General features: G+C 38.5%; 16 protein-coding genes and 2 pseudogenes. 12 read left to right on the top strand and 6 right to left on the bottom strand.

Going from position 1 to position 21,667, the window contains the following annotated elements; all coding sequences use genetic code 11:
- Positions 1-267, bottom strand: a pseudogene (locus tag MSG66_RS06860) (ABC transporter permease); the annotation flags it as partial.
- 212 nt (positions 268-479) lie between these two features.
- Positions 480-1,508: an AraC family transcriptional regulator gene (locus MSG66_RS06855; RefSeq protein WP_324653171.1), complete on the bottom strand. Its 1,029-nt coding sequence runs from the start codon at positions 1,506-1,508 to the stop codon at positions 480-482.
- 169 nt (positions 1,509-1,677) lie between these two features.
- Between MSG66_RS06855 and MSG66_RS06850 the strand changes: the two genes are divergently transcribed.
- A complete protein-coding gene (locus tag MSG66_RS06850) occupies positions 1,678-2,448 on the top strand; it encodes a 3-hydroxyacyl-CoA dehydrogenase (protein WP_324653169.1) in 771 nt (256 codons plus the stop codon).
- Between the two features lie 111 nt (positions 2,449-2,559).
- Here MSG66_RS06850 and MSG66_RS06845 read toward each other — a convergent pair whose 3' ends face one another.
- Positions 2,560-3,138: a flavin reductase family protein gene (locus tag MSG66_RS06845; protein ID WP_324653167.1), complete on the bottom strand. Its 579-nt coding sequence runs from the start codon at positions 3,136-3,138 to the stop codon at positions 2,560-2,562.
- Positions 3,139-3,309: 171 nt separating this feature from the next.
- Here MSG66_RS06845 and MSG66_RS06840 point away from each other — a divergent pair, with 171 nt between their 5' ends.
- The 9 genes from MSG66_RS06840 to MSG66_RS06800 all read left to right on the top strand — a co-directional run bounded on the left by MSG66_RS06840 (position 3,310) and on the right by MSG66_RS06800 (position 14,298).
- The gene (locus tag MSG66_RS06840) at positions 3,310-4,086 is read left to right on the top strand and encodes a HesA/MoeB/ThiF family protein (RefSeq protein WP_202741679.1); all 777 of its coding nucleotides are present in this window, start codon (positions 3,310-3,312) and stop codon (positions 4,084-4,086) included.
- Positions 4,087-4,144: 58 nt separating this feature from the next.
- Entirely contained in the window at positions 4,145-5,443 is a 1,299-nt protein-coding gene (locus MSG66_RS06835) for an ABC1 kinase family protein (RefSeq protein ID WP_324653164.1), read from the top strand.
- A 15-nt stretch (positions 5,444-5,458) separates the two neighbouring features.
- Positions 5,459-5,839, top strand: coding sequence for a dihydroneopterin aldolase (gene folB / locus MSG66_RS06830; protein WP_133972780.1), 381 nt, complete (start codon positions 5,459-5,461; stop codon positions 5,837-5,839).
- Positions 5,796-6,233 carry a 2-amino-4-hydroxy-6-hydroxymethyldihydropteridine diphosphokinase gene (locus tag MSG66_RS06825; RefSeq protein WP_133972782.1) on the top strand — a complete coding sequence of 146 codons (438 nt, stop codon included), beginning with the start codon at positions 5,796-5,798 and terminating at the stop codon, positions 6,231-6,233. The genes folB and MSG66_RS06825 overlap by 44 nt, the downstream gene beginning before the upstream one ends.
- A 258-nt stretch (positions 6,234-6,491) precedes the next feature.
- Positions 6,492-8,201 carry a potassium-transporting ATPase subunit KdpA gene (kdpA, locus tag MSG66_RS06820; RefSeq protein WP_324653161.1) on the top strand — a complete coding sequence of 570 codons (1,710 nt, stop codon included), beginning with the start codon at positions 6,492-6,494 and terminating at the stop codon, positions 8,199-8,201.
- An 8-nt stretch (positions 8,202-8,209) separates the two neighbouring features.
- Positions 8,210-10,249 (top strand): potassium-transporting ATPase subunit KdpB, encoded by a 2,040-nt coding sequence (gene kdpB, locus MSG66_RS06815; RefSeq protein ID WP_324653159.1) that lies wholly within the window; start codon positions 8,210-8,212, stop codon positions 10,247-10,249.
- Positions 10,250-10,262: 13 nt separating this feature from the next.
- Positions 10,263-10,868, top strand: coding sequence for a potassium-transporting ATPase subunit KdpC (gene kdpC / locus MSG66_RS06810; protein WP_324653157.1), 606 nt, complete (start codon positions 10,263-10,265; stop codon positions 10,866-10,868).
- Positions 10,869-10,906: 38 nt separating this feature from the next.
- Positions 10,907-13,570, top strand: a complete 2,664-nt coding sequence (locus MSG66_RS06805) for a sensor histidine kinase KdpD (protein WP_324653155.1) — start codon at positions 10,907-10,909, stop codon at positions 13,568-13,570.
- A gap of 11 nt (positions 13,571-13,581) precedes the next feature.
- The gene (locus MSG66_RS06800; RefSeq protein WP_324653153.1) at positions 13,582-14,298 is read left to right on the top strand and encodes a response regulator transcription factor; all 717 of its coding nucleotides are present in this window, start codon (positions 13,582-13,584) and stop codon (positions 14,296-14,298) included.
- A gap of 75 nt (positions 14,299-14,373) precedes the next feature.
- Here the strand turns inward: MSG66_RS06800 and MSG66_RS06795 are convergent, their stop codons facing one another.
- Positions 14,374-15,798 (bottom strand): glutamine synthetase family protein, encoded by a 1,425-nt coding sequence (locus tag MSG66_RS06795; RefSeq protein ID WP_324653151.1) that lies wholly within the window; start codon positions 15,796-15,798, stop codon positions 14,374-14,376.
- Positions 15,799-16,203: 405 nt separating this feature from the next.
- On the opposite strand from MSG66_RS06795, the gene MSG66_RS06790 reads away from it, so the two are divergent.
- Entirely contained in the window at positions 16,204-16,752 is a 549-nt protein-coding gene (locus MSG66_RS06790; RefSeq protein WP_324653149.1) for a DUF2799 domain-containing protein, read from the top strand.
- A 43-nt stretch (positions 16,753-16,795) separates the two neighbouring features.
- Here the strand turns inward: MSG66_RS06790 and coq7 are convergent, their stop codons facing one another.
- The gene (gene coq7, locus MSG66_RS06785; protein WP_042897016.1) at positions 16,796-17,431 is read right to left on the bottom strand and encodes a 2-polyprenyl-3-methyl-6-methoxy-1,4-benzoquinone monooxygenase; all 636 of its coding nucleotides are present in this window, start codon (positions 17,429-17,431) and stop codon (positions 16,796-16,798) included.
- Positions 17,432-17,434: 3 nt separating this feature from the next.
- Positions 17,435-18,757: an MFS transporter gene (locus MSG66_RS06780; RefSeq protein ID WP_324653147.1), complete on the bottom strand. Its 1,323-nt coding sequence runs from the start codon at positions 18,755-18,757 to the stop codon at positions 17,435-17,437.
- A gap of 389 nt (positions 18,758-19,146) precedes the next feature.
- Between MSG66_RS06780 and MSG66_RS06775 the strand changes: the two are divergent.
- Positions 19,147-21,657: pseudogene (locus MSG66_RS06775) on the top strand (autotransporter assembly complex protein TamA); the annotation flags it as partial.
- Positions 21,658-21,667: the final 10 nt, after the last annotated feature.

Raw genomic sequence — 21,667 nt, 5'->3', positions numbered from 1 at the left:
TTATTTCTGTAGTGTATCGCGCCAACGTAATAACCAGTTTTCTATAAGTTTCATTAAGGTATCTGTCACTTTACCCAATAGGGCCAGTAAAATAATGGCAATAATAACAATATCGGGACGGGATGTTTCTCGACCATCACTGAGTAAATAACCGATTCCTTGAGTGGCTGCAATCAATTCAGCTGCAATCATAAACATCCAAGATAAACTTAAGCTGTTACGTAAACCGGTTAAAATACCGGGAGATGCTGCTGGCAAAATAATAGATCATCCTCGCATGGGTTCGATTCTTTCTAAACTTAGTTATTTTGATTTATAAATCAGGTTGAAAGATAAAAGTTTAGAAGAAATTCTAAGTAACTGTTTTTATAGTGATTATTGAATTTTAAGTAATATACTTATCTGAAATATTGAATTTAAAATATATAAATATCATAAGCTTAAATATTAAAATTTTAAGCTTTGGTTCGACATGTACATTATTGCTTGTGTGCAGTTAAATTATTTCGGTACGCACCTGGGCTGACGCCAGTCCATTTTTTAAAGGCACGGTGAAATGCGCTTGGGTCTTGGAAGCTTAAATCTCCACTAATATCTTGAATTGAATCGTTAGTTTTACTTAAACGTTCAACCGCAATATCACAGCGGATTTCATTTTTAATTTGCTGGTAACTGACACCTTCATGTTTCAGTCGGCGTTGAACGGTTGCTTCAGAAATATTGAGCTGTTGTGCAACATCTTTAAGTTCGGGCCATTGTGCAGGATGAAGTTTCAATAAATGACGACGAATAAGAAGACTTAATGCATTTTCATTTTTAAAGCGAACTAAAAGATTTTGCGGAGTTTGCTCTAAGAAATCATAAAGTGCTTTTTTATCTTTTTTAATTTTAATATCTAAATAGTGAGCATCAAATTCAATTCGGTTTATCTCGGCATTAAACTTAATGTCTCCACCAAAACGGACTAGATAGTCCTGAATATCTTGGGGTTGAATACAACGTACCGAAATCTTGTTTAAGCCAATTCGTTGATCTACCAACCAGCACATAAGTCCATGCACCAATATTAAAAAAGTCGCATAGGTAAACATACGTTTGGGTTGTTCACGATCACGAATGACCAAATAGGCTTTTTGCTGATCCCGAATTAATTCACCCTGTAGATCATCCAAAATAAAGTTAAAAAACTTCAATATATCGTAAAGCGCCTTTTCTAAAGTTTCCGCCGTACTGACAAGTTTAGTCAATAATTTATAGCTACCTCGACGCATAGGGTGGCTGTCCATACCAAAAAACTCATCGTTCATGGCATTGGCAAGTTCTATCCATAGTTGCGCATATGTTGTAACGGGCACACGTGCCTTGGGAGACATCAGTAATTCGGCAGGAATTCCCGCTTTACTTAGAATTATTTGGGTATTTAGCCCTTTGGCATAAGCAGCACCCAGTGCTTCATGTACCAGTGCAATCGAAATAGTTCCTTTACTTAAAGAAGGTTGGACAACCATGTCAAAGACTCATATTTTCTTCGTATATTTCAAGTGAAATATTTCATATATAAAATTTGGATTGATCAAAAGCTGCAAACATTTTGAGGCTTTTTGAAATTGTATCGGAAAACAACAACTTTTACTCTCACTACTAAGTTTAAAGAACATTTCTATAGGACATTACATAATGAAAATTCAAGGGAAGCACTTTGTGATTACAGGTGGTGGCTCTGGGTTAGGGGCTGCAACAGCTGAATATTTGGTGCAACAAGGTGCTTCAGTCACATTGGTAGACATGAATGTAGAAGCTGGTGAGCAGCAAGTAAAACAATTAGGATCAAAAGCTGACTTTGTAAAACTTGATGTAACCGATGAAGCTGCTGCTGAACAATTCTTTAAGGATGTATTGGTCAAACATGGTCGTTTGCATGGTTTGGTTAACTGTGCGGGTATTGGTCCTTCGGCTAAAGTGGTCGGTCGTGAAGGCGTACATGATTTAGGGTTATTTGCAAAGACTCTACAAATTAATGTTACAGGTACATTTAACATGCTGCGTTTTGCAGCGGATGCGATGAGTAAAAACACAGTTGAAGCAGGCGAAGAAGACCGCGGCGTAATTGTAAACACAGCCTCAGTTGCAGCATTTGATGGTCAAATTGGTCAGGCAGCGTATTCCGCATCTAAAGGTGCTATTGTGGCTATGACATTGCCAATTGCTCGTGAGCTTGCGCGCCATGGCATTCGCATTATGACCATTGCACCGGGAATTATGGAAACTCCGATGCTTAAGGGAATGCCGCAAAATGTTCAGGATGCTTTAGGACAAATGGTGCCATATCCGTCTCGTTTAGGAAAACCAGAGGAATTTGCCCGTTTAGTTGGGCATATTGCTGAAAACTCATATTTAAATGGCGAGGTTATTCGTTTGGACGGTGCAATTCGTATGGCGGCAAAATAATAAAAATAAGGGTGTTTAAATATTAATTTTTTAAATAATAAATTTTGACCACAAAAAACCGCAATTGCTCTGCGGTTTTTTGCAATTGAAACGAAATTAACTTTTTGATGATTAAAGCTGAGCTTTCACTTGTTCGCCAATTAAATAAAAGGTTCCACCCGCAATATAGTGTAGGCTTCGAAGTTCTTTCGGTGCGTCTTGAAAGTACCAATGTCCATCTTTAAAAACGCGGCTATCTGCCCAAGCACCCACAACAGAACCAATAAATAAATCATGAGCTGACTGATTGTGAGGTTCTGGAATAAGTTTACACACGAGCCATGCAATGCAACCTGATACAAGCGGGCTTGTAAGACCTTCTTGATAAAATAACTCAACCCCACAATGCTCAAGTTTTTGCGGGTCATCTAATTTACTAATTGTACCAAGTTGATGCGTCATATCGAGCTGCGCATAGCAGGGAACTTGTAGGGTGAAATAACCGCTTTTTTCAACGAGCTGACGAGTTTTAGTACTTTTATCGAGAACAACGGTTACTTTGGCAGGGGTGAGTTCTAATGCACATGCCCAAGCGGCTGCCATCACATTTCGGTCATCTCCATGCTGAGCAGAGACAAGTACAGTTGGGCCATGATTTAACAAACGATACGCTTTTTCTAACTCTACAGGTGCAATATATGATTGGGACATATTTAGCCTAAGTAATAAAGAAAATAGATATTTCTATTGTTGCAGAAAGCTTAAAAGAAGTAATGCGTTGGATAAAAGTTTAAAGAATAAAACGCTGTTTCTATTTTATGGCTTTCTTAATGCCCGACTTAATCATAAAATCATTTAGCCTCTAAGTGAAAGGATCAGTGCGTGACAGAGCTTCAAGATATCGATTTTGTAGAGTTAAGTGATGAAGAAATGCATCTCTATAGCCGTCAGATTTTACTTGATGGATGGGATATAGAAGCTCAGGAAAAACTCAAACTTGCCAATGTGCTGATTGTCGGGGCTGGTGGAATAGGTTGTAGCAGTGCAGAGCTACTAGCGCGAGCAGGGGTCGGGAAAATCACACTCATTGATGCAGACACTATTGAGATAAGTAATTTGCAACGTCAAATTGCATTTGGTCATGAAGATATCGGACGTTATAAAGCTGAAATTTTAGCTAAACGTTTACAGAAAATTAACCCTTATATCTGTGTTGAATACTATAACGAACGTTTAGACGCACATAACATTGATAGACTTGTTGAACACCAAGATGTGGTTTTAGATGGATGTGATAATTTTACAACCCGCTATTTAGTAAATGCAGCTTGTAAGAAGCATCAGATCGCATTAATTAGTGCTTCAGCAATTGGTTTTCAAGCACAAATGTTTATGGTTGAAGGAGATTCAGCGTGTTATGAATGTCTTTTTCCAAAAGAACAGCATAGCAACGAAGGCCTACGCTGTGCAGAGTCTGGCGTACTTGCTACTACCCCTGTAATGATAGCGTCATTACAAGCACATCACACTTTGTTGTATTTAGGGTTAAACCGTGTACCTTTAAAACAGAAACTTTTACTGTGGGATGGCTTAAACATGACACAACGTATTGTGAGTTTTGATAAAGATGTAAATTGCCCACTTTGTCAGGCAAGCTAATCAGTAAACGAGATAAAATTTGCTACACTCAACCGGAATGATTTGGTTTTAAAGAAATATGAAAAAAAATATTTTGTTTGATGGGTTACGTTCCGTTGCCCGCATTGGTGAAACAGCAGTGGTTGCGGCCAAAGCTGGAATTAAATATGCAACTGAAAAACCAAGTAATGCCAAACTCATGAGAGAGACCTTTGAGTCACTTGGCTCAACTTATATTAAGCTTGGTCAGTTTATTGCGAGTACACCATCGCTTTTCCCTCGTGAATATGTAGAAGAGTTTCAAGGTTGTTTAGACCAAACACCAACACTGCCATTTAGTTATGTTCAAGGTGTGCTTGCATCTGAGTTTGAAGGGCGCGATTTAAATCAGATTTTTAGCTATATCGATGAAAAACCCTTAGCTTCTGCATCAATTGCTCAGGTTCATGCAGCTAAACTGACTACAGGCGAAGATGTTGTTATTAAAGTACAAAAGCCTGGTGTTGAAACCATTTTATATACTGACTTAAATGTGGTGCATTGGGCTGCCAAGCTGCTTGAGCGTGTGGTACCTAAAATCAAATTTGCTGCACTTTCTGAAATTGTCGATGAAATTAAAAGCCGTATGGTTCGAGAAGTTGATTTCATTGAAGAAGCACAAAACTTAGATGATTTTGTTGAATATCTTAATATTTCGCAAAACCATGCTGCGACTGCGCCTAAAGTTTATCATCAGTTTTCTACACGCCGTGTTTTAACCATGCAGCGTTTATATGGCGTGTCTTTGACAGATTTTAGTGTTGTAAAACAATACGCCAAAGATCCATCACAAGTACTTATTACGGCAATGAATACGTGGTTCGGTAGTTTGATGCTATGTAAGAGTTTCCATGCAGACTTACATGCCGGAAACCTAATGTTGCTCGAAGATGGTCGAATTGGTTTTATTGACTTTGGTATTGTAGGACAGCTAAACCCAGAAGTCTGGACAGCGTGTATGGCCTTTATGGATGCATTGCAAAAAACTGATTATCAGGCCATGGCTGAAAACATGCTGAAAATGGGGATGACGCATAACAAAGTTGATGTTGAAGTATTGGCACAAGATTTAGAGCGCTTATTTAATGGCGTATTAATGGCTGACCCACAGCAAATTTTGGCATCAAATCCTGCCGATTTAAACGACATTATGATGGATATGGTAGGGGTTGGAGAACGTCACGGCATTAAATTCCCTCGAGATTTTGCTTTGTTATTTAAGCAAATGCTTTATTTCGATCGTTTTATGCGCGTACTCGCACCATATACCGATATTTATGCAGACCAGCGTTTGAAAATGGTTCAAAATATGGAACCTGCTTCGTTGTTAAAGCATTAAGGTCAGTTTAAATTTATGGATGCCATTATTATTGAAGGGTTAAAGGTTGAAACAGTCATTGGTTGTTTCAACTGGGAAAGACAAATCATTCAACCTTTAATGTTGGATTTAACCATCCATAATGATTTGAGCCGAGCTGCACAGTCTGACAAACTTGAAGATACTCTCAACTATGCACAGATTTGTGAAATATCGGCTCAGACCATTCAGCAAGCGAAACCTGAGTTAATCGAACATGCGGCTCAGCTTGTTTTAGAGTGCTTGTTTAATACTTTTCCAACGATTGAGTCAATTACTATTACTATTCGTAAACCTGCCATTATTGCAGAAGCTAATGCAGTAGGAATCCGTCTTGAACGTACCCGAAACAATTTTTGCGCTCGCGTTAGCGAGTAATCTAGACTCAGAACAACACTTTACTTTTGCTTATACGCAATTGGCAACATTGGGGAAAGTGCAGTTTTCATCGGTTTATCAAATTCCATGCCGAGATGGCATTGGAGATGATTACTGGAATTCGGCATGTCTATTAAAAAGTTCTTTAAATTCTTCACAAATCGAAGCTTTTTTAAAAAAACTTGAATTAGATTCAGGCCGTGTTCGCCCATCTCATCATATTTCACTCGATGTTGATTTGATTGCATGGGGGAGCGACCTAGACCATATGCAATTTAATTCTAAAAAATTACCATTGGCACTAGATGTAAAAATTCCTTTATATGAGCTTTGGCATTGTGAAAATTTGAAGACAGATGAGATGCTTTATCCAATCGTCAATTTTAAAGTTTAATGTCTTTCAATTTAGATTTTACGCAAATTTTACGCGGGCTTTGAGTTCCTCAATAGAGAATTTACGAGCATTTTACCGATACTGAAATTCACTAAATTAGTGTTATTTCAGGACAATAAAGATGCTTATAAATTCTCAAATGCGCATCTTGCATCAGTCTGGCATTGTCTTATGCGGACTTAAAAAAAATGATATTTCTTCATTTCTCCTTATTTCCAGTTTGGCAAGTCAAGCCATGGAACATAAAGGAGAATAGCCATGTTAGAACTTATACTTGTTTTATTTATCGCTATTTTTTTAGCATGGTGCCTCAGTAAATATCTATCTAAAGTGATGGCAAATCAGCCGATGGTCGGTGATGGATTATTCCGCTGGATTGAAAATCCTGTTTATCGCTTGTTAGGTGTATCTCCACAACAACAAATGAACTGGAAACAATATTCTTTAGCATTTGTTGTTAGCTGTATTTTTCTTGCAGTGGCTATTCTTGCTATTTTTATGACGCAAGCATGGCTACCATTAAATCCTAACCATGCACCAAATATGAGTTGGGATTTAGCGCTACACACTGTTATTTCATTTTTAACAAACACCAACCAACAGCATTATTCTGGTCAGGCTCAGTTATCTTATTTGTCGCAAATGACAGGTATTGTGGGTTTGCAAGTCATTACTCCAATGATGGGGCTGGCTTTAGTTGTCGCGACCTTAAGAGCGTTCTTTTATCAGCGTCCAAGCCATATTGCAGCCGATGTTGTCGAGCAACCAGATCAAATTTTAATTGGTAACTATTGGGCAGATGTAATTCGCCCTACAGTCCGTTTTTTACTTCCACTCTGTTTTGTCTGGTCATTATTGCTCAATAGCCAAGGTGTCCCAGCAACTTTTCAGGGTGGGCCAGAAGTACAACTTATTGATAAAGCCAGTACTGTAGAAACTCAAAAAATTCCTTTGGGACCAGTTGCACCGATGGTGGCTATTAAGCAATTGGGTAGTAACGGTGGTGGATGGTACGGTCCAAATAGTTCTGTACCTTTAGAAAATCCAACACCACTTTCTAATTTGCTAGAAATGATTGCGATTTTACTCATTCCACTTACCGTGATTTTTATGGTCGGGCATTTTACTCAGCGTAAAAAGTTTGCTTACTTTGTCTTTGGTAGCATGCTTTTTATGTCAGTTATTTCTGGTGCAGCTGCTGTCTGGTCTGAGAGTATGTCATCTACAGCATCTCAACTCGCCGTAATGGAAGGTAAAGAGCAACGTTTTGGACCAGCAGCATCAGCGGTTTGGGCAGCTGTCACAACTCAAGTAAATAATGGTTCGGTCAATATGATGCATGATTCTTCTGCGCCGCTTACTGGGCTGGTTGAACTCATTAATATGCTGATTAATGCCATTTGGGGCGGTGTGGGCTGTGGTCTGCAACAGTTCATGATTTATCTGTTACTCGCGGTATTTATTGCAGGTTTAATGACAGGTCGTACCCCTGAATTGTTTGGACGCAAGATTGAAGCTGCTGAAATTAAGTTACTCGCGATTATTATCTTGATTCAACCTCTCATTATTCTTGCCTTTACTGCCTTAACCCTCAGCATTCCTGGTCTATCAGGCATCAGCAATCCGGGACCGCATGGCATTAGCCAAGTGTTTTTCGAATATGTCTCTGCATTTGCAAACAACGGTTCAGGTTTTGAAGGCCTTGGAGATAACACCGTATGGTGGAACGTCACTTGTAGTATCGCTCTTCTTTTAGGACGTTTCCCGACCTTAATTTTACCCTTAATGATTGCTACACGCTTAGCTGCAAAAAGAAAAGCACCTGAAACAGCAGGTAGTCTTCAGGTTGAAACTCCAACCTTTGCTTTAACGCTGATTACGATTGTTGTTCTGCTTACCTTATTACAATTTATGCCAGTTCTTGTCCTTGGGCCAATTGCCGATCAACTTTTATTGGTTAAAGGCTAAGGAGGCGAGTGAAAATGAATACACAAACTCATGTAAATAGCCATAAAAAAAACATGGCAGTACCAAATTTTGAAGTTTGGAAAAACGCATTTGTGAAATTGCTACCACAACATGCAATTAAAAACCCTGTGATGGCAATTGTATGGCTTGGGACAGTGGTTACTGCAATTAGTACCATTTTGGGTTACACCACACTGCTATTTGGTTTGGTAGTAACAGCTATCCTGTTCATTACCATTTTATTTGCCAACTATGCCGAAGCTGTTGCAGAGGCTAGAGGTCGTGGTCAGGCATCTTCATTGCGTGCAGCAAGAGAAAACTTAACCGCTCGAAGACTCAATTCTTTGACCGACCGTCAAGCGACTCAAGTTCCAGCAACTGAGCTTCAATTAAATGATTTTATTGAAGTTCATGCAGGTGAGCTTGTTCCAGCCGATGGTGAAATTGTAGAAGGTTTTGCCACTATTAATGAATCAGCTGTTACAGGTGAGTCTGCGCCTGTGTTACGTGAAGCTGGAACTGACCGTTCTGGTGTTATTGGTGGGACTAAAGTCCTTACAGACAGCATTATCGTGCAAGTGACTGCTGAATCTGGTCAAAGTTTCTTAGACCGTATGATTGCTTTGGTCGAAGGTTCAAATCGTCAAAAAACACCGAATGAGATTGCACTTGGCTTTTTGTTAATGGTGATGACACTCACGTTTTTAATTGTCGTGATTAGCTTGCCGTTTATTGCCAATTATTTACATGTTGAACTTGATCCAGTGGTGCTCGTGGCGTTATTGGTCTGTCTAATTCCAACAACCATTGGTGGCTTATTGCCTGCGATTGGGATTGCAGGGATGAACCGTGCACTCAAAGCCAATGTCTTGGCAAAATCGGGTAAAGCTGTAGAAGTTGCTGGTGATATCGATGTGCTTTTACTCGATAAAACAGGAACCATTACCTATGGTGACCGTCAAGCGACCTCTTTTTATCCTTTAACTTCGGTAACTGAGTCTGAGTTACGAGTGGCTGCTTGGGTAAGTTCGCTTGCAGACCCAACACCAGAAGGAAAATCGATTGTTAAATTAGCAAAAGAACAAGGGCTAAAACAGCAAGAACCTGAGCAGGCTGAATTTATCTCTTTTAGTGCATCAACCCGAATTTCTGGTGTGAATTTCCCTAATGGTGATCAAATTCGTAAAGGTGCGTTAGATGCCATTTTGAAATTTGTCGATGAAGATTATTCTCAAGATTTAGAGTTAAAAGCGCGTGTTGAACAAGTTGCCAAAAAAGGGGCAACACCATTAGTCGTAGCAAATCAAAATCATGTATTGGGCGTGATTGAACTCTCAGATGTGATTAAACATGGTATTAAAGAACGTTTTGCTCGTTTAAGAGAAATGGGCATTAAAACCGTCATGGTGACAGGTGATAACCCATTAACTGCTGCTGCGATTGCTGCTGAAGCTGGCGTAGATGACTATATTGCTGAAGCAAAACCAGAGGACAAATTGGCTTGTATTCGCATTGAACAACAACAAGGTCGTTTAGTTGCGATGGTCGGTGATGGAACCAACGATGCGCCTGCATTAGCGCAAGCCGATATTGGCTTAGCCATGAATTCTGGTACACAAGCTGCGAAAGAAGCAGGCAATATGGTCGACTTAGACTCAGACCCGACCAAACTGCTGGCCGTAGTTGAAATTGGGAAACAGCAGTTGATTACTCGTGGTGCTTTAACAACGTTTTCTTTAGCAAATGACGTGTCGAAATACTTTGCAATTTTGCCTGCATTATTCGCTGCAGCGATTCCGCAAATGCAGGTTTTAAATGTGATGCATCTGGCGAGCCCAAGTAGTGCGATTTTATCAGCATTAATCTTTAACGCGATTATTATCCCGCTATTAATTCCAATTGCACTGCGAGGCGTGAAATTTAAACCTTCAACTGCAACTCAATTATTACGTCGAAATATGTTGATTTATGGTGTGGGTGGTGTGGTCCTACCATTTATTGCCATTAAAGCGATTGATGTTGTGATTGTTCAATTATTTGGTTTGTAATCTGGAGTTTGAAATGAAAACTTATGTACAAAATTCAGAAGCAAATTTGGGTCAGACCTTAAGAGCATCTTTAGGATTATTAATTTTTACTCTAGTGGGGTGCGGTGCTATTTACAGTGCTATCGCTACTGGTGCTGGACAGGTTTTATTCAACAATCAGGCCAATGGTAGTTTGATTGAAATAGATCACAAAGTTGTTGGGTCAACTTTAGTGGCTCAACCATTTGTCGGGAACGAATATTTTCATCCACGTCCTTCGGCAGCCAATTATGACCTCATGGCAATGGCGGGTACAAACTTAGCTCGTACTAATCCTGAGTTACAAAAGCAAATTGACGCTCAGATACTTGAGGTGAGAAAGCAAGATTATACAGGCAATGCACCTATTCCAAGTGATTTGGTGACTAAATCGGGTAGTGGGATCGATCCGCATATCAGTCCCGAAGCTGCTCAGTTACAGGTTGTCCGAGTAGCTCAAGCGCGACATTTAGACCCTAAAGTTGTGGAAGGGCTTTTGCAAAAACATATTGAACCGATGCAGTTTGGTGTATTAGGACAAGCTCGTGTTAATGTATTAGAGCTCAATATTGCTTTAGATCAATTACAATCTACACATTAACCTAAAAATAAAGTTGTTAGTTTACCGGATGATATTAAGTGCAAAGCAATCGCGAAAATCAGGCTGAAGCCTTATTAAACCACGTTAATAGATATCAAGCCGGTCGACTAACGGTCTTTCTCGGTGCAGCGCCGGGTGTTGGAAAAACCTATGCCATGCTTGCCCGTGCCAAAGAGTTATTTCAACAGGGCACTGACGTTGTTGTAGGTATTGTCGAAACCCATGGAAGAATAGAAACTTTAAAAATTTTGGAAGGCTTACCTGAAATTGCTAGAAAGGAAATGCAATATCAGGGGCATACTTTAGACGAAATGGACTTGGATGCTATTTTGCTGAGGCATCCCGAAATCGTTTTGGTTGATGAGTTGGCTCATCGCAACATACCAAATAGTCGTCATGAACGGCGTTGGCAAGATGTCAATGAATTACTAGATGCAGGTATTGACGTATTCACCACCATGAATATTCAGCATTTAGAAAGCCTAAATGATGTGGTGTACCAGATTACTGGCATTAGGGTAAGTGAAACTGTACCAGATAGAGTGTTTGATCGTATTCGAGACATTCGTTTAATTGATTTGCCAGTCAGTGAGCTCATTGAAAGGCTCCATCAGGGAAAAGTCTATGTGCCCGATCAAGCAAATCTGGCATTACGAGGCTTTTTTAGCATTTCAAATTTAACTGCACTACGTGAACTAGCAATGCAATGCGTTGCTGAACATGTCGATTCAGATTTAAAAGAGAGTTATGCCTCTAAAGGCTTGAAGTCTATATCGTTGCAAAATGAATTAATGATTGCGATAGATGGACAAGGTTCTTCTGAGTATTTAGTACGGGCGGGTTGTCGTTTAGCAGAACGTTATGGTGCCGTTTGGACAGTCGTGAATGTTGCTAAAAGTTTAGGCACTCAGCAGACTTTAACAAACTCTGAAAGCTCATATAAGAAAGAATATATTGAAATTGATCGGGCGTTTGAACTAGCTCGGCAACTGGGTGGTCGGACAGAAGTTTTATACGGTCATCAAGTAGCATCAGTATTAATGGACGCTGCGGTAGATCGGGGAATCTCAAATCTGGTCATTGGTAAAAGTATTTCACCATGGTGGTTAAAGTTATTTAAGAAAAATTTGGCTCAGCAATTACTGAATCAAGAAAGCTCAATTGCATTAACTATTTTGCATCCAGAACAGGGCATTAAAAAGATAACTCAGTTTGAAAAGCCGTCTTTTCTATCTTTAAAAGAAAGTATTTTTGTTTTAGCCGTTACCTGTGCCAGTATTTTTATAGCGCACTTTGCCGAAGTTTTATTAGGTATTGAAGACTTTTCTGTCATTTTTATTATTTCAGTTTTAATTGTAGCAACGAAAACTAGAATGCTTGCTGCGGTAGTAGCCGCTCTTATTTGTTTCTTAGCCTATAACTTTTTCTTTATTGCACCGCGTTTTACTTTTCAGATTTCAGCACATCAAGGTGTGGTTACCGTTGTGGCTTTCTTTGCAGCAGCTTTAATCGCTGGGCGCTTGGCTTCTCAATTACGTCAGCAGGTTTTATCGTTAAAAGCTGCAAATGCCTACACTACGGTGATGCAAGACTTGGCGCGTAAACTTTCTCGTGCAGTGAACCTTGAAGAAGTCATGCAAACAGGACTTATGACCTTAGAAACACAACTTCAAACTAAAGTGTGGATTTCTATTCAAGATAGAGTGATTTCATCTGACATAGAACTAAATGATAAAGAAAAAGTGGCAGCAGATTGGTGTTTGAAGCATCAACAACCATGTGGGCGTTTTACCGATACGCTTAGTCAGTCAAACTGGTGGTTTTTACCTCTTTTAGAACAAAAAAATAGCCTAGGTATTGTGGGAATTTACTTTAAAGATGAAGTGATTTCTTTAAATTTTGAGCAAAAGAAGCTGACTGAAAGCGTAATTGAATATATTGCGCAGGCAGCACTTCGAACCCAATTGGTTAATGAGCTTGAACAAGCAAAAGTAACCAGTGAAACAGAGCGCTTACGTTCTGCTTTATTATCTTCGGTATCGCATGATTTACGCTCACCACTTGCTTCTATTATTGGAGCCGCTGATACGCTTGCTCATTTTAAAGCTGATATGTCAGAGCAAGATCAACAAGATTTACTCGAAACCATTCATTTAGAAGGCGAGCGCTTAGACCGTTATATTCAAAATTTGCTTGATATGACACGTTTGGGGCATGAAGGCTTATCTCTAAAAAGAGACTGGATTGGTGTAGATGAATTAATTGGTTCGGCAACCCGCCGTTTGAAGCGTTATAAACCAGATACTCAAGTGTTGGTCGAATTACCTGAACAAGTAATTAGTTTGTATGTTCATCCAGCACTGGTAGAGCAAGCCATTTTTAATATTTTAGAAAATGCTGCAAACTTTTCACCTCCAGATGAACCAGTCATGATTCGTGCTAATCTTTCATCAGAAGATGAAGTAAAAATAGAAATTGAAGATAGAGGAACGGGAATTCCTGAAGATGAAAGAAACCGCATTTTCGATATGTTTTATACTATGGAACGTGGAGACCGTGGAAAATTCGGTACAGGTTTAGGGCTAACGATTGTTAAGGCAATTATAGGTGCTCATATGGGTACAATAGAAGCATTTTCAGGGCGCCAAAATAAAGGTACCTTAATTCAAATCAAATTACCCATTCATCCAGTAAAAGAATAAGTTGTAAAGTCATGATAAGTTCAGAAACATCGCCTGTAGAAACACGTATTGTGATTATTGATGATGAGCCTCAAATTCGTAAATTTTTAGATATTGCCTTAAGAACACAAAAATATAAAACCACTCTTTGTGAGACTGGTTACAAAGGTTTGGAGGCTTTGGCAACACAAGGTGCTGATTTAGTTATTTTAGATTTGGGTTTGCCAGATTTAGACGGTAAAGAAGTGCTTCAAGAGTTACGTAGTTGGTCGAATGTTCCTGTGATTGTGTTATCTGTACGCGCCGATGAATATGAAAAAGTTGCCTTGCTAGATGCGGGTGCAAATGACTACATGACCAAGCCCTTTAGTGTGCAAGAGCTGTTGGCGCGCATACGTGTCATTTTAAGAAGCCAACCCATTCAACAAGAAGCTCATGTGTATGATGACGGCTACCTTAAAGTTGATGTCATGCAGCGTTTAGTGTGGATTGAACAACAGCCAATTACTTTAACTCGAAAAGAGTTTCAGCTTTTGACGCTGTTAATGCGCTATCAAGGGCAGCTTTTAACACAGCCACAACTTTTAAAAGAATTATGGGGACCGACCCATCAGGAAGATACTCACTATTTACGTATTTTAGTAGGCAAGTTGAGAAGTAAACTTGGAGATAATGCAATTCAGCCACGCTATATTGCAACCGAACCCGGTGTGGGATTACGTTTTTTAGCTAAACAGAAAAATTATTAATTACATATAAAAAACCCTTAGGGAATTTCTCCCTAAGGGTTTGCAAAGTGGTTTATATCTTTCGGCGTTTTTTATTTATATATCCCAATGTTGTTCTGCTTCGGTCATTTGACTATAAATATTTTGATATTCAGCCTGTTTAACTGTGTACCAATGCTCTATAAATTCCGCTCCGAAATATCCTTTTAAAATAAGACTCCCTTTAAATATTTTTAAGGCTTCTGGCTGATTGTTGGCTAATAAAATGTGCTCATCTGGAAATTTTAAAAGATGTGCAGGTTTTGGTAGCGGTAATTTATGAGATAAGCCGTAAGACACACCGACTAAAATCGTAGCTGTAACCAAATAGGGGTTACAGTCGGCTCCAGCAACTCGATATTCTAAGCGTTGATTTTTTAAATCTGAGCATGGAATTCGAATAGCAACATTACGATTATTGGTACCCCAATTTGCTTCTAATGGCACATGGTGCCCGATTTTAAAACGTCTATAAGAATTAATATTAGGTGCTAAAATAGCCATAGATGCAGGCATTAATTCAATTAGGCCACTAATCGAGCTGAGTAATTTGGCGGGAAGCTCATCTTTTTCTACTTCTGAACTAAATATATTTTCATGGTACTGATTGAGCATGCTCATATGAAAATGCATGCCACTACCAGCCTTTGCCAAGTTGGGCTTTGCCATGAAACAGGCAGTTAAGTCATGTTTTCTTGCGACTTGTTTTACAATTCTTTTTAAGGCATTAATTTGATCGCACAGCTTTAAAATATCATGAGTGTGTTGAAGGTTTAGTTCGTATTGTCCAGGTGATGACTCTGCAACAATAGCGGTAATTTCAATAGATTGTAGTAGGGCTGCTTTTTCAACTTCTTCTAAGACTTGTTGATAGTTATTTGGTGCATCTATGTCAAAACATTGGTTTTCCAAACATGTTTCAGTGTGATGGTTGGGTGAGAAAAGGTAAAATTCCAGTTCAGCAGCCATGACAGGAAAATAATTGTTAGTATGTAACTGATTTAATAATTTTTTTAATATATTGCGTGGTTCATATCGACAATCTGAGCCACCTTCTTCTTGCATTGTGAGGAAAAGCTGGGCATTCAATTCAGGGGATAAGGCGCTTGGTTGCAAGCTGCCTAAAATGGGCAGGCAAAGTCTGTCTGGTTCACCAATATATTTTCCTAGGCCTGTCTCTTCAATAACTTTTCCATCAAGACTCATTGCATAAACAGAAAGTGGAAAATAACATCCGTTGGAGAGATTTCTCAAACTTTTAACATCAATTCGTTTACCACGAATATGCCCATTTAAATCATGTAGGCAAATATCAATATGTTGAGTATGAGGATATGAGTTTAAATATTCATCGACTTCTTTCAAAAATAAATCGGGTTGGAAAGTATAGGCTTGTGTTGGTGGAGTAAAATCGTCTGATATTTTAAAAGCCTTAAGGTGAGAGTCTTGTAAGTTTAAGTTTGGATAAATATGCGTACTCATTATAAAAACCTTGGTGGTTATTTAGCTAAAATCCTACCGCAAGCTGTGAGGTTAATAGCATAAAAAAAGAGTAAAATGATTAAAGAATAATTTTTGGAATATTTAGTTTTTTTTGCATGAATAATCAATTGTTTGAGTCTAATCTTTATAATTAAAAATTTAAGTAAAATTAGCGTATAAGAGTGATCTAAAAGTTATCAAATTTCATTTGGTCTTATTTTTTAGGTTAAACAATGTTAGGAATTATAGCCTTTCAATTTGGTGAGATGGTCAAACTGATTTAAACTTAAAGTCTTATCCAGTGAGTCACTTTTTTTGAAGTCTTGAATAGAGCAAGGCCTTTTAGGGTATTTACTGGAATTTTATTTTTGCGTTTTTTAAATTTATTTTTTGAGTTCTCTTAATATGAAAAATATCGGTTTAGCCATTCTAGCAATCAGCCTTTCAGGTTGTGCTGCAATGAGCGTAGAAGAATGTAAGACTGCGAATTGGTCATTAGTGGGTGAGAAAGATGGTTCAAAAGGTTCGTCGCCACGTTTAGATCAATATTACAAAGCATGTGGAAAAGCCAATATTGTTCCAGATCAAAAGTCATATGAACGTGGGTATAAAGAAGGTCTAGGATATTATTGCCAGCCAACAAATATTTTTTATAACGCTTTAGAGGGTAGTGGCAATATCAATGTGTGCCCAGTTGAGCAGCGTAATCGTTTAAGACCTTATTATCAGGCAGCTTCCGATCACTATAATGCAAAAAATGAGTATGACCGTTATGACGAAAAGTTTAAGCAATATTCTGACAGTGCTTACAACGAAAAATTAAAGCCAGAAGAGCGTGAACGTTATCGTAAGCTTTTAAGAGAATTACAAATTGATCGTGACCGTATTAATCGAAACTATTGGAACTCAATTCGAGATATCGAGCGTTTCAAATATGATCATGGCTTAAAATAATATTTGAAAAGGATTGATCTGATTGAGATCAATCCTTTATTTCTTAAAGATAATAACTGGTTTTTGTCATGAGTTTTGAAATGGCTGTCATGGTAATTTTTACTGCGTAAGGTAATTCAACGCCGCCTGCTTCCAGTGCAGTATGTCGATGATGTAATTCATCTTCATTCATTTGCTCTAAAATTTTACGAGAGCGTTCATCTTGAGCGGGTAACTGATTTAAATGATCCTGTAAATGAAGACTAACCTGACGTTCAGTTTCGGCCACAAAACCTAAACTATATTTATCACCTGCAATACCGGCAAGAGCACCCATACCATAAGAAAGACCATACCAAATTGGGTTTAATAAACTGGTATGACTATTTAGCTCTTTTAAACGAACTTCACACCAAGCTAAATGATCTTGTTCTTCAACTGCCGCTTGCTGCATTTCTTGACGTACATTCGGTAATTTTGCCGTTAATGCCTGACCATGATAAAGGGCTTGAGCACAGACTTCACCACTATGATTAACACGCATTAAACCCGCTACATGGCGAGCATCTTCTACCCCTAGTTTTGCTTCAACTGTTTCGGCTGGATTTTGGCGCTGCGCTGCTGTTGCACCCGGAACAAGACTACGTAATGCCTGATCAAAAGAGTTAATAAGTCGATCGATGCCTGTATATTGGCGCATAAATTAGTCCTCTAAAGAAAGGTGGGCTGTGGCAAGCATTGGTTTTAGTCGAGCTAGAAGCCAAATACTAAAGATTGCACTAAGTACAGCTGTAATAATAAAAAGTATTTTAATATCAATTTTTAAAACACTTAAGATTAAGATTGAAAAAATTGCAGAAGAAACCATAAAAACGGCATTTAAAATGTTATTCGCTGCTACAACACGAGCACGATGTGAACGTGGTGAATAAGCCTGCATCATGGCATAAAGAGGGACAATATAAAAACCGCCACTAATTCCCAGTAAAGTCACTGCTAACATGACATGATAGTAAACCCAGCCTTGGGTAAAAATATCTTTTAAAGTGAGTAATGCCCCAGTTCTTTCAGGTACAAAAGCTAAGCTAGCAGCAAGATATAATGCAAAAACAGTAAGACCTATTGCACCAATCGGTACCATTTTAATATTAATTTCTGAACCCCCAATTTTACGGCAAAGAAGAGATCCGACACCAATACCAACCGAAAAGAAAGTCAGCAAAAGGCTAACGACATTTTCTGAAGCGTGAAGGTTCTGTTGAGTGAGCTGTGGAATTTGCGTTAAATAAGTAGCGCCATAAAACCAGTACCATGAGTTACCTAATAAAATAATGAATACTAAAGGTAAGCTTTTGGCATATTTAATTGTTTGAAAACTCGTACGAATAAAATTCCAGTCTATTTTTAAATCTGGTGCAGCAACTTTTTGCGGTAAGACAAATCGACTACACAAATAGCCTAAGCCAGCAATAATCACAACTGTAAGACTAATCCACAATAAATTTCCGTGTGATGATGCAATCACCGCACCACCTAAAATCATCCCAAATAAGATTGCCATTGAAGTGCCCGACTGAAACAGAGCATTACCGGACATCAACTCATGTGGTTTTAAAATTTCAGGCAAAATTGCATATTTGATAGGACCAAAAAATGTTGAATGTGTACCCATTAAGAATAAAGCAAGCAGAAGCAACCATAAGTGTCCCAATAAAAAACCGGCAGAGCCGATGAGCATAATGATGATTTCTAAAATTTTTATGCCGCGGACGAGTTGTGAACGCTCATATTTATCTGCAATTTGTCCGGCAGTGGCCGAAAAAAAGAAATAGGGCAAAATAAACAAGAGAGCCGCTAAATTATTAAGAGTACTAACAGGGGCAGATTGCTGCTGAATCAAACCATAAGTAATCACTAATAATAAAGATTGCTTAAAAACGTTATCATTTAATGCCCCGAAAAACTGGGTAAAAAACATCGGTACGAACCGACGTGATGTCATCAGGTGCTCATCTTGTTTCATCATGTGCAAACTTCATTGTGTTTTATAAAAAAATGTGACCGAGTGTTAATTTGCATCGAAAACCATGTATGATATTTTTAACGCTTGATTAAATGAAAAATCAATGGTTTTTGAGTGAGTTTTACACTTACCTTGGTGCGTTTTATTAAAAAATAAGTCTAGAGTTTTCTATGCCTTCTAAAATTAAGTTTAAACAGTCAACTCTCACTCATTCTATGCATTTAATTTTAAAAATGCAGGGGATTCCTAAACTTATTTGTAGCAGCTTGTTGTTAACCGTTTGTGTAACGCCAAGTTTTGCTCAAACCTCTGTTGAGAGTAACTCTTCAACTTTAAATCAGACAGTGTCTGATGCGTCAACTGAACAATTAGCGTCAGTGGATCAGCAAAATAATGTTCCAATAACAGATATTGCTACCCTTGTGACTCAAGCTCAGCAACAACAAGATAGCTTGGCTATATTGCAACAACAAGAACAATTTCCAAATCAAATTGACGAATTTAAGCCAATTACGCTTGATAATCTTGAGGATTTACCTGATTTGCCTGTCGATCAAAACATGGCAAATGAAATTTATAAAGTCGCTGAAGAAGCTAAAAGTGAAGCGCAAAACTTCCAAAATGGGACTCAAAAGCTACCTGAAGTAACGGTAAGTGATGCAACACAGTCTGAAATACAGGAAATTAAACAAGCACCTGTAAATATTGATCAGCTTATGCAAGAGATTAAATCTGATAGCCAGATTGTAGTCGAAGCCAATGAAACTGGAAAAACCTTACCAGAGTTAACTCCAGAGACCGATGCCCCGCCTGAACAAGCTGGTTTCTTTAAACGTATTTTAAATAAAGTGCGTCCGCCACGTGCAATTCCGATGGAACAAGTACCGCGTATTAGTGCAGAAGTAAGTGGTGCTTCAGATGTGCTGGCTAAAAATATCAAAGGTAAGTTATCGACATTTACCCAAGAATCATTCGAAGATTTTAATGCAGCTTTACCTCAACTCAGAACATTAAGTAATCAGGCTGCTCAAGCGGTTGGTTATTATAATGCTGAGTTTAAATTTGAAAAATTAAGCCCGAGTCGGGTTCGTGTTAATGTTACACCAAATGAACCAGTACGAATTAATGAACAAAATATTGAATTTACTGGTGCGGGTGAAAAACAACCCCAGTTTCAAGTTATTCGCTTAGTTCCTGATCAGGATGTAGGCGATATTTTTAACCATGGTTTATATGAAACTACGAAAACCCGAATTGTCAACGCAGCATCAGATAATGGTTATTTTGATGCTTTTTGGCGCTTACATGATGTAAAAGTAAGTCAGCCAGAAAATAAGGCTGATATTAATTTACGCTATGAAACAGGTGAGCGATACAAATTAGATAAGGTTGAGTTTCGTATGAGTGATCCATCGAAACCTTTACCGTTAAATTTGAATGTTTTAGAAAGTATGGCGCCTTGGAAAGATGGCGATGATTATGCTTTTTGGCGTGTCAATGTTTTAGCAAATAATCTAACCAACTCGCGTTATTTTAATTACACCTTAGTTGACTCAATCAAACCTGATCCAATTGAAAAACCACTTGAGTTACCACCAGATTTACAGGCTTTAGTTGACGAACAAAATATTGATGTTGATGAATCTAATTTACTTTCACCAGAAGAAAGACAACTTGCGAAAGCACGTCAATTAGCGACATCTAATAAAGAAGTGACACAAAATGTAATAGATGAAAAACAGTTTGCAGGAACACAAAATGTAAAAGGTGCAGAGGCTAAAATAGCGACTTTGCAAAGTGCTTCAGTTCAGCAAAATGAACAAGAAACTGAACAAGACCGCCTGCAAGCACAAGCACGTGAAACAAAAAGAATTCCAGTCATCGTGACCTTAAATGCAGACAGGCTAAATAGTTTAGAAACTGGTGTCGGTTACGGGACCGATACAGGCGCACGTTTACGTAGTCAGTATCGCCGTTCTATTGTGAATAAATATGGTCATTCTTTTGATGCCAACTTGGAAGTTTCTCAAATTCGTCAATCGATTGATGGGCGATATAGTATTCCTTATAAACACCCATTAAATGACTATTTTAATATCGTGGGCGGATATGAGCGTGAAACTCGTGATGATATTGGTCCAGATGTAAGTTTGTTAACTGAATCTGCTGTTGTTGGTGGTGAGCGTGTAATTAAACGGCCCTTAGGGAACTGGCAACATACCATTGGTGTCCGCTATCGTTTAGACCGTTTGACCCAACAGGGTGATGTTGATATTTCGGAATTACCAGATGCTTTTAAAACGGCTGCATCTGAGCAGGAAGCCTTATTATTTAGTTATGAAACGTCTAAAACCTCTAGTAATACACGTTTAAATCCAACGAAAGCTTTTAAACAAACCTATAAGGTAGAATTAGGCAGCGAGAGTTTACTGTCCGATGCCAATATGGCAATTGCAAGTGCAGGTTGGAGATTTATTTATTCTCTTGGTGAAAATGACGACCATCAATTCGTTGGAAGATCTGACCTTAGCTACATTTTTACCGATGATTTTGACAAGGTTCCGTACAATCTTAGATTCTTTACCGGTGGTGACCAAACCATTCGTGGCTTTGATTATAAGAGTCTTTCCCCAGAAGTCGATGGATATAAAATTGGGGGACAAGCTTTGGCTGTAGGTTCTTTAGAGTATAACTATCAGTTTAAAGACGGTTGGCGAGCCGCCGTTTTCTCTGACTTTGGTAATGCCTATGATAAAGACTTTAGTAATCCAGCAGCTTATAGCGTTGGGGTTGGAATTCGCTGGAAGTCTCCAATCGGGCCAATCCGTTTAGATGTCGCTTCGGGTATTTCAGATGAAAACCATCCGATTCGTTTACATTTCTTTATAGGCCCACAACTTTAAAAATAAAATT

This window comes from Acinetobacter sp. IK31 (genome assembly GCF_035615195.1).
GTDB lineage: Bacteria > Pseudomonadota > Gammaproteobacteria > Pseudomonadales > Moraxellaceae > Acinetobacter > Acinetobacter calcoaceticus_C.
Note: the sequence above shows the minus strand (reverse complement) of the source record. Positions and strands in the feature narration are given on the sequence as shown.